10 protein-coding genes are annotated in these 8265 nt (G+C 66.3%); 6 read left to right on the top strand and 4 right to left on the bottom strand.

The genetic code is table 11. The features are described from left to right. The first annotated feature begins 522 nt into the window (after positions 1–522). Both AC1WTP_RS33975 and AC1WTP_RS33970 read left to right on the top strand, forming a co-directional pair. The gene (locus AC1WTP_RS33975) at positions 523–957 is read left to right on the top strand and encodes an ester cyclase (RefSeq protein ID WP_481653307.1); all 435 of its coding nucleotides are present in this window, start codon (positions 523–525) and stop codon (positions 955–957) included. 131 nt (positions 958–1088) lie between these two features. Continuing rightward, on the top strand, positions 1089–1565 hold the full coding sequence (locus AC1WTP_RS33970) for a hypothetical protein (RefSeq protein ID WP_481653306.1): 477 nt from the start codon (positions 1089–1091) through the stop codon (positions 1563–1565). Between the two features lie 86 nt (positions 1566–1651). On the opposite strand, the gene AC1WTP_RS33965 is transcribed toward AC1WTP_RS33970, so the two are convergent. Beyond that, positions 1652–1855 (bottom strand): hypothetical protein, encoded by a 204-nt coding sequence (locus tag AC1WTP_RS33965; RefSeq protein ID WP_481653305.1) that lies wholly within the window; start codon positions 1853–1855, stop codon positions 1652–1654. 151 nt (positions 1856–2006) lie between these two features. On the opposite strand from AC1WTP_RS33965, the gene AC1WTP_RS33960 reads away from it, so the two are divergent. After that, a complete protein-coding gene (locus AC1WTP_RS33960) occupies positions 2007–2522 on the top strand; it encodes an SMI1/KNR4 family protein (protein ID WP_481653304.1) in 516 nt (171 codons plus the stop codon). 171 nt (positions 2523–2693) lie between these two features. Here AC1WTP_RS33960 and AC1WTP_RS33955 read toward each other — a convergent pair whose 3' ends face one another. The 3 genes from AC1WTP_RS33955 to AC1WTP_RS33945 form a co-directional block, all read right to left on the bottom strand. Beyond that, the gene (locus tag AC1WTP_RS33955; protein WP_481653303.1) at positions 2694–3242 is read right to left on the bottom strand and encodes a nucleotidyltransferase family protein; all 549 of its coding nucleotides are present in this window, start codon (positions 3240–3242) and stop codon (positions 2694–2696) included. Between the two features lie 200 nt (positions 3243–3442). Beyond that, positions 3443–4162 (bottom strand): DinB family protein, encoded by a 720-nt coding sequence (locus AC1WTP_RS33950; RefSeq protein WP_481653302.1) that lies wholly within the window; start codon positions 4160–4162, stop codon positions 3443–3445. 374 nt (positions 4163–4536) lie between these two features. Then, entirely contained in the window at positions 4537–4878 is a 342-nt protein-coding gene (locus AC1WTP_RS33945) for a hypothetical protein (protein ID WP_481653301.1), read from the bottom strand. A 195-nt stretch (positions 4879–5073) separates the two neighbouring features. Between AC1WTP_RS33945 and AC1WTP_RS33940 the strand changes: the two genes are divergently transcribed. The 3 genes from AC1WTP_RS33940 to AC1WTP_RS33930 all read left to right on the top strand — a co-directional run bounded on the left by AC1WTP_RS33940 (position 5074) and on the right by AC1WTP_RS33930 (position 7972). Then, a complete protein-coding gene (locus tag AC1WTP_RS33940) occupies positions 5074–6468 on the top strand; it encodes a HEAT repeat domain-containing protein (RefSeq protein ID WP_481653300.1) in 1395 nt (464 codons plus the stop codon). A 109-nt stretch (positions 6469–6577) separates the two neighbouring features. Then, complete coding sequence (locus tag AC1WTP_RS33935; protein WP_481653299.1) at positions 6578–7048, top strand: UPF0158 family protein; 471 nt, start codon at positions 6578–6580, stop codon at positions 7046–7048. 195 nt (positions 7049–7243) lie between these two features. Further along, a complete protein-coding gene (locus AC1WTP_RS33930) occupies positions 7244–7972 on the top strand; it encodes a hypothetical protein (protein ID WP_481653298.1) in 729 nt (242 codons plus the stop codon). The last annotated feature ends 293 nt before the right edge of the window (positions 7973–8265 follow it).

Below are 8265 nucleotides of genomic sequence, written 5' to 3'. Positions count from 1 at the left end.
TCGCGCTGATCGACTGGGACGAGTCGCACGTCGACGTCCCCGACCTCGACCTCGTGCTGCCCGACAACGCCGCCGGCCTCGACGACGGCGCGCTCGACATCGCCGGGCAAGCGTCGGCCGCATGGGAAGCCACCGTCTGCTGGGACGACGAGTAATCAGTCAGGCGGCTCGCCGAAGTTCGAGCGGTCTGAGAACGCGTTCGAGGAGTGGGGTTATTGGCGGTCGAGTGCGCACATCTGCCGCGATCCGCGCGCTACGCAGCGTCACGCCGAGCTGGCCCGGTTGCCGTCCGGACGTGCCGAGATGCGTGCAGCCGATCAAGGTCCGGCGGGTCGGTGCCGTCGCGCTGGCGGCGTCAGGGGATAAGCCGGTCGAGCAGTTCGAACTGCGGTCAGGCCTTACGAGATCAAGTTGGCTACCCCAGGCGCGAGGCAAGTAAGTCAAAACAACGCGCCCGGGTGGCCACCACCGTTACCTTGATGTCAAACCTTGAGCCGGCGGGGAAAGCAGGAGGTCGCGGCGGTGGGCATCGAGCAGCAGAACATGGAACTGATGCAGACCTTCGACGACGCATGGAACGCCCAGGACATCGACACGTTCAACAGCCGGCACCACGAGGACGTCGTAGTGCGGTGGCCCGGCAAACCGGATACGCATGGTCGGCATGATCATGAAGCCGAGGCGAGGGATTTCTTTAGGGCGTTTCCGAATCAGCGGATAGGCAACCGGCCATACAAGGTTCTCTTCGGCTTGGGTGACTGGACGTGCTCGATCGCACGCTTCACCGGCACCATGACCGGTCCCATGACCGGCCCGGACGGTAATGAGATCCCGCCCACCGGCAAGTCATTCGATGTTGACTTCTCCACCGTGGCCCGCTGGGCCGACGGGAAGATCGCCGAAGAGTACCTCTTCTACGACCTCACGACGTTCAATAAGCAGATTGGGCTGGCATAGTCCGCAACGCCGGCACAACTGACGCACGCTCATGCCGCGATCCGCGCGCTACGCGGCGTCACGAAGTGCTGACTCGGCCGGCATACGCACATGCCGATGACCGGACGTTTGGACCGTCGCACAGGAACCTCATGTTCTTGATGGTGTCGGATCTGGCGTTGTTGACGCCTCTCCGGGAAGATCGCCATGTGAGGACGATGGGCTGGCCCTACCCATTCCGGCCACTGTCGTGGCCGGTTATCGGCGCTCGCTTTCACGCAATGGCCGATCAACATCCCGAGTTTCGCCACATGGCCGACATCGTCGACTCCATCGACACGTCCGGTGCTGGCGGACTTGCCGCCGGGTGCACCTCAATGCACGACCTCATCGTCGTGACTCAGCCGATTCCAGATCCGCCGTACGACGTCATCGCGGTAAGGTCGCCATCCTCCCTGCGCCCGGTGGCAGCTGGCACAGTAGTCATCGAGCACCTCGCCACTACTGGCCGAAACGACCGGATTGCCCGTCCCAGCGCCGAGGCCGTGCGGCTCTTCTGGCGCTTCATGATCGAAAAGTTCGGAATCCATCCCACGCCGACTGGGGCGCCGCCCGAACGAGAACCATGATCGCCCGAGCAACGTCGTCCCGCCGTGTTGTCGGTTTGCTTGCCCCCGCCCTAATTTGCCGCTGAGCATGCGCGACACGCGATCGACTAAAGGTCGGCACAGTACGGAGAGCAAGGGCGGCCCAGTGCGTGGCCCAAGTCCCGTAAGAGGCTGCCCAGCCGCTCGGCCTCCTCGGCGGTGGGCGGAGTGATTGGTGCGCCGGCTGCGACATGTTCTCCGGCCTCGTACAGCGCGGCGTAAAGATCCTCGGCCGTTGCGCGGTCGAGCCGCAGAACGATGTCGTCCGGCATGCGCCGAACCTACTCGTCTTCCTTCCGGTGGCCTACCCGAGATCGGGTGCGCACATCTGCCGCTGACCGCGCTGGTCGCAGCTCCGGTAATGCGTCGCTACGCGAGGGCCAGTCCCACCCGACGCCGTATGAAGGCCCTCATAGACTTTTGGTGCAGGACGAGGACCGTACGCTGCCGGCCGCGCTGGCCGCAGCCCACGCTGAAGGCTTCTCCGCCGACCACGACGGTCACGACTTCGAGCCGTACGACGAGTTCATGTGGTCCGTCGAAACGCTTGAGTGGTGGCAATCCTGGACCGGCAACCCGACCGCCGGCACGGCACCGTTCCGAGTCTTCGGACAAGACGGGTCTGGCGGTCTGGCCGCCTTCTGGATCCGCGTGCCTGACGCCCCGATCCAGACCCAGCCCATCGTGTTCCTCGGCTCGGAGGGCGAGCTGAACGTGATCGCCAGCAACCTCGGCGACTACCTGTGGCTGCTGGCCAATGGCGTCGGCCCCCTCGAGACCGTCGACGGCATCCACCGCACGACCACGCCCATCCCCACGCTTACCGCGATCGCACAGCGCTACACCGGCGACATGCACCGACCCACCGCGACGGTGATCGGCGCAGCCCAAGCCGAGCTCCACGCGCTAACAACGCTGATCGACACGACCGCGCGGTAGTTGCTGGCCGCACCCCGTTCACGGGCTCTGTGGCCCGGGGCTGGTCGCCATCATCCGTCGCATGCGTGCGACACGGGCGCGCCACGCATCCGCTCACTAGCGCGATCCGCGCGGTCATGCCGAGAAGAGGACGTCCTGTCGGGGCCACCCTTCCTTCGCTTGGCGTGAGCGCTAGATCTCCAGCCGCAGTCCGGCCCATCGGTCGAGCCATCCCTTGACCTCCACGCGGCGCTGTACCTTCGCGCGCCCCGCTGCGTTGTTGAAGGCTGGAGAGGGGCGGACAACCATTCCCACAAGGTCAGCCAGCCCATGGCAGGACACCAGGCGAACAGAGTCACCCCGCAGAGTAACCGCGACGCACGTTGCCGTTTCGGGCCAGCGCGATATCGCGTCCAGGGCGGCCGTGTAGGGCTCATCGCCATTGCGCAGATGCATCCGTGCTTGATTACGAATCTCCCACGGCACCCCAGGCAGGGCCACCATGGCTTGGGCTTCGGCACGTGCGTCCTCGCGTGGGTCCAGCTTCTCCGGGTCGAAGTAGGCGACATCCACGTCGCGCTCCGACGAGACCGGGAGGTTGCTGATCGCGTCCCAGACGCGGTTGCGTACGAATCCGGCACCGATCCACCAGTCCGGTAATCCAAGGTCGGCCGTAGCCCGAAGGACTCTCATTGCTCCCGGGTCCGACTCGATTACGCCCACAACGTCCTGCGCGCTCATGACCACCCCAGGGACCCTAGACCAGCGGACGTACGCACCGCTCGCGAGGCGGGGGCTGAGGGCAGAGCGAAGTCTGTTACCGACGTGCTTCGGCGCGATCACCACCGCAGACATCCGCATATTGAGCACTACGCAGTGTGACGCAGTGGGGTGTCCCTTCGGTGGGAGGTCTTTCCACGTGTCCACGTGGACACCGGACCTTATTCCTGCGCGTCGAGGTCGCGCAGTGCGAAGCGGAGGTGCTCCCACTCTTCGTCGAAGATCACGTGGAGGCAGTGCAGGACCCGCTCCTCGTGTTCGGGTGACCACGCGGTCGGCCGAGGCTCGGCGAGCAGCTCCGGCGTGACGCTCGCGAGGAAGTCCCGCACCATGGCCTGCCGCTCGGCACGCAGATCGAGCACCTCTGCGAGACTCGGCTGCCCTGTGGCAAAGATCGACATATCAAATCCATCCGTCTCGTACTCGGCGTGCGGCTGCCCGAGCGGATGGAAGGGCTGCGGCAGGCGCAGGATCGCCTTGCCGAGCCATGCGTCGGTGGCGAACGCGAGGTGGCGCAGGGTCTGCGCGAACGACCACTCGCCATCGATCGAGACGTCGGCGGTGCCCTCGGGCATTGACTCAACCCGGTCGACCGCGGCCGCCCAGGCCCGTTCGAGCGCCGCCCACGCCGTGCGCAGGCCATCGGGATCCTTGGCATGCTTCAGTTCGCGACCGGGAAACCGCCGGTTGAGTTCGGCCTCGACAAGCGGCACGACGTCGACACCGTTGATCAGCAGTGCGCCGTCCGCCAGCCACGGCGCATCGATATCGAGCCCGCGCACATCGACGCCGCGCATCACCGCGCCGGCCAACGTCGACCTGTTGAACCGCGCGCCCCGCAGGTCCCTATCGACGAACGTTGCGACGTCGTCCTGGGCCACGGCGCCCTCCCTCCCGTTGGCGATCGCGGCGATGCTAGCGGGCGGGTCCGACAACGAATGCACGACGCGGCCAGCCCGAAGTCAACGAGCATCGACCGGCGCAGGGCGACTGACCCGGACCAACTGGTGCGACGACGGCGACGGTACAGCTGGTCACCACCTTGGAAATGGTTCCGTCCGGCGAGGGCCAAAGATCGAGTTCATCGTCGCCAAGATCAAGCATCCGCTACTGCCGCTGACCGCGCGGTCGTGCCGAGAAGAGTGCACCGGATCATGCTGGCGATGCCGCGACGTGATGCTCGGTCGGGTCGTCAAGCCGCAACAGCGGCTAGCGCGGCGCACCGGCCAGCAGTGGCTGTTTCCGTTCAGTGGTCCTATTCACCGGAGCCGTGGCCGGGATCCCAGGCCTCTGATCGGATGGCGTCCAGGTGCCCGTCAGCGACACGCCGGAGCAGATCAAAGGCGTCCTGCCGAGAAACCCCGGTCCGATGAAACGAGCTGCCGCCCGGCTCCGAGTTCTCCAGTACCACAAGCCCGCGACCGCCGGCGAACACACCGATCGCCCATCCGCTGGCGTTGTCGGTCAGCCAGACGTCACCGTGCTCGGCATCGTCCTCATCGTCGTCGAGCTCGGATAACAGCTCGAGGATCGCCTCGTCGGAGAGCCCGTCGGTACCCGTCGACGTTCCGTACCGCCACAGAAGCGAGAACCTCACGATCCGGTCCAATCCTGTCGGGCGTCGGCACCCTGTCGGGCATGCAGCGTAGCTGCCTCTGAGGATGTGCCGTTCTGCCGCTGTTCGTGCGCGCAGGTGCCGCTGCGGCCGTCCCAATCACGCTGGTCTGAGACTGCCGCGGTGGAGCCTCGGCATGCCCATGCTGCTCAGACGGCTCGGTCTAGGATCTTCCGCGTGGAGGCGGTGTTCGACTGGGGCGGGTTCGAGCAGGTCCTCACCGATGCGCTCGTGCGAACCGTCCAGACGGTAATCGCCGAGCGGCCGAATCAGCACTTCTATGCTGCGGCGTGGGGCGAAATCTATCGCGAGACTGACGGTGTGATCATGCTGCCAATCCTCGGGATGAACTCGCTCGAGGCGGTGCAAAAATGGCCGGCCGAGCGTCGTGCAGACCTCGGAAGGAATGTGGCGGACTGGGAAGAGTCCGACCTCGACTGGCTGCCGGAGAAGGACGACCGGCGCTGGCAGCAGGAGCTGACTGTGTTCGCGCGTCGTGGCAGCACCCGGCAGTGGGAACAGACCTTCCGCCGGTATCTGGCCGCCTTGGTGACGGCGTGCCGGCAGGCCCGCCGGCGGCTACGCGATGCGGGTACCGTCGACCGCGATTTCCTGGTGCTGGTGCTCGACCACGAGTGTGGGGAGGCGCTGCTGCGCCGCGTGCTGCGCGAACGGGAACTGCACCGGCACTTCCCCGAACTCGACCGGCGACGCGCAGAGATGGCTCGGATCGCGGCGCTACCACAGGCCGAGCAGGCGCGCTACTACGTGTCCCTGCTTGGCGACTATGACGGTCTCATCAGCGCTGAGGAAGCGGGTCAGGCGCTGATCACGCTAGGCCGTCCGGCCGCCGCGGAGTTGATACCACTACTGGGCAGGGCCGAGCGGGCGTGGAAGGCCGCCAAACTTCTCGCCGACCTCGGCCTGCCCGACGAAGAGGTGATCGCTGCACTGACCGCCGCACTCAACCGGCTTGACGGACCAGACCAGCTGTGGACGGCTCGGGCACTAGCCCGGCTCGGCCGGCTGGATCTGGTACTCGACCACGCAAACCGACTTCCCGAAGAAGCGGTGGTCACAGCTGTCGCCGCCCCTTACACGAGCTTCCGTGATCAGGGGCGGAACCCGCTCGCCTTGAACTACCGTCCCCTCGAAGACGTGCTCACGAGCCGGCCAGAGTATGCAACAGCCCTGGCCGAGGAATTGAAACCAGGCACCCCGCCGTGCCGCATCAACACCGACGAGGTCGACGAAGCCCTTCGCGGCCTGCAGTCAGAACACGTCCTCGTCCGCCGACACGCCGTGGACGTCCTCGGCGAGCGCCAACTCGGCCGTGCAGTCGGCCGACGGATATTGCCCGCGCTCAGCAACGCGATGGTGCACGATCCGGATCCGACCGTGCGTCGGCTGGCGGTTCTGTCCCTGCGGTGGTGGCAACGCGACGCCCACCCCTACGTGGACGTCGTCCGGTCAGTACTGGACGACACCGTCGGCGAGGTGCGCGCCGCTGCCGCTGATTGGATCCGCGAACGCGATGACCTTCTCGAGACCGCACGTGACATCAGCCGCTGACGCACCTTCGCCGCTGGCCGCGGATCAACAAGGTCAGGTGTGCGCATCTGCCGCTGGTCGCGCTGTCGCTGGCCGAAGCGCGGACAGAAACGGGGTTTATGGTGGCCGGATGCTTGACCTGAGCAGGCTGGACCTAGAGGAGATCGCCACCGCGCTCGAGGACCAGACCGACTACGAGCACCGATGGCTGATCAACCCGCAGACCGGCGAGGTCGTGTTCTGGACGACGGACGGCGGCATCGACGGACACACGCCCGTCGACCTTGACGACCTCGACCTGGTGGCCATCGACCCACTGCCGTCCTACGTCTGGTACCAGGACATGGCCGACTTCGCCGAGAAGATCAGTGCCGCGGCGGCCGGCCGCAGACTCGCGCGAGCGATCCAGGGCAAGGGCGCCTTCCGCCGGTTCAAGAACGAGTTGCACGAGCAGTATCCGCACCTACTGCCGGCTTGGTACGCCTTCCGCGACGTGCGCGCAAAGCGGCGGGCTGTTGAATGGCTGGTCGACAACTCGCTGGTCGACGACGAAACGGGCGAGCGTTTCGTGACCGAGCACCCAGATCCCGACCTTCCCTGAGCTGACGCCCGCGCCGCGACTTCCCGGACGACGAACGCACGCATCTGCCGCTGACCGCGCGCCGGTGACCGGATCTAGCCGATGAGCGTTCGTTCTGAGTCAGACTGGACGTTCCCGTTCGACTGGGTGGTGGCATGCAGGACGTGCCGTGGCCGTGGCGACGGCCGCCGGCTCCCGATGGTGTATAGATGCGCCGTGACTATGCTTCCGGGGTACGACGATCGCGGTCCGGACGACCTGGGCGGACCAGGGCTTGCTTACGACGGTTCAGAGCTGCTGGATCGCCCGGGCTTCTGGCCGGCACACCTGGGGGAAGTTCTCGAAGCGGATCTCGATGACGAACTGGCCCTACTGTTCGATGAAAGGCTCGGTGCAGTCCGGGCCACATACCGGCGGCTCACGGATTCCTCCGCCTGGCCGGTGTTCCTGATTGATCTGGGCGGCGGTGCCCGCCTCGCTGTCGTCTATCGCAACTTCGACGAGGACGAGGGCGTGGACTATCTGCTGGTTCCCGCCGACGGTGAGGACTGTATCCAGATCGCCACAGTGGAGGGGGCGCTGGATGGTCCGGGCATCTCGTGGCACGAGCTGATCTCGGTAGCCGACCGCCAGCCCACTGCGCTGGACCAGGCCAGAGCGCTGCTCCTGCTCGCATCGATCCTCGGCGACGCAGCCGCGGAGTCGAGCGAAGCGGTGACCCGGCTGGCCGACGCGCTACGGGTCGTCGGGGTAACCGGGCAGGTCGTGACGGTCGCCGAGGCAATCGTGGCGGCGGCGCCCGCCGGTTGGCGCCGAACGGCTGACGGGGTGAGCGTCTGCGACGACGAGGACAGCACACGCAACCCCATCAGCCGGGCCGCGCTGAAGCCGGCCGAGCTACGAATCGTCTCGGACCTCTTGGCAGGCGTTCGGAACGAGCAGTGACGGCCGTGCGCTCTTCTGCCGCCGACCGGGCGCGCTGGGGACTCGGCGCACCGGTCACGCTGCGTCGATTTAGCCTCTGTGCGGTTTCGTCGCGGACATGGACAGCCGATGTGAGTGCGCGTCGTGACCGCCAGTGCAGCCAGGCTTACGGGGTATGCCAGGCTTGGGGCCTACTGATTGACTATCGGCGTGGAGGATCGGCCCGATAACTTGTCGGCTCGACTGACGCGTGTGGCGGCGAAGTTGGAGGCTGCCGCGTCGATGCCCGGGGATCCGGTGATGTTCGGTGCAAC

The sequence above is a fragment of the Micromonospora sp. R311 genome (assembly GCF_056780015.1).
The sequence above is the reverse complement of the archived record's forward strand: the minus strand, read 5'-3'. Positions and strand labels throughout refer to the sequence as shown.

What these genes read in the sequence shown, in the direction of transcription:
- AC1WTP_RS33970 (WP_481653306.1), top strand. Translation starts at nt 1,089, where the DNA reads ATGTTCTTGATGGTGTCGGATCTGGCGTTGTTGACGCCTCTCCGGGAA.
- AC1WTP_RS33965 (WP_481653305.1), bottom strand. Translation starts at nt 1,855, where the DNA reads ATGCCGGACGACATCGTTCTGCGGCTCGACCGCGCAACGGCCGAGGAT.
- AC1WTP_RS33955 (WP_481653303.1), bottom strand. Translation starts at nt 3,242, where the DNA reads ATGAGCGCGCAGGACGTTGTGGGCGTAATCGAGTCGGACCCGGGAGCA.
- AC1WTP_RS33935 (WP_481653299.1), top strand. Translation starts at nt 6,578, where the DNA reads ATGCTTGACCTGAGCAGGCTGGACCTAGAGGAGATCGCCACCGCGCTC.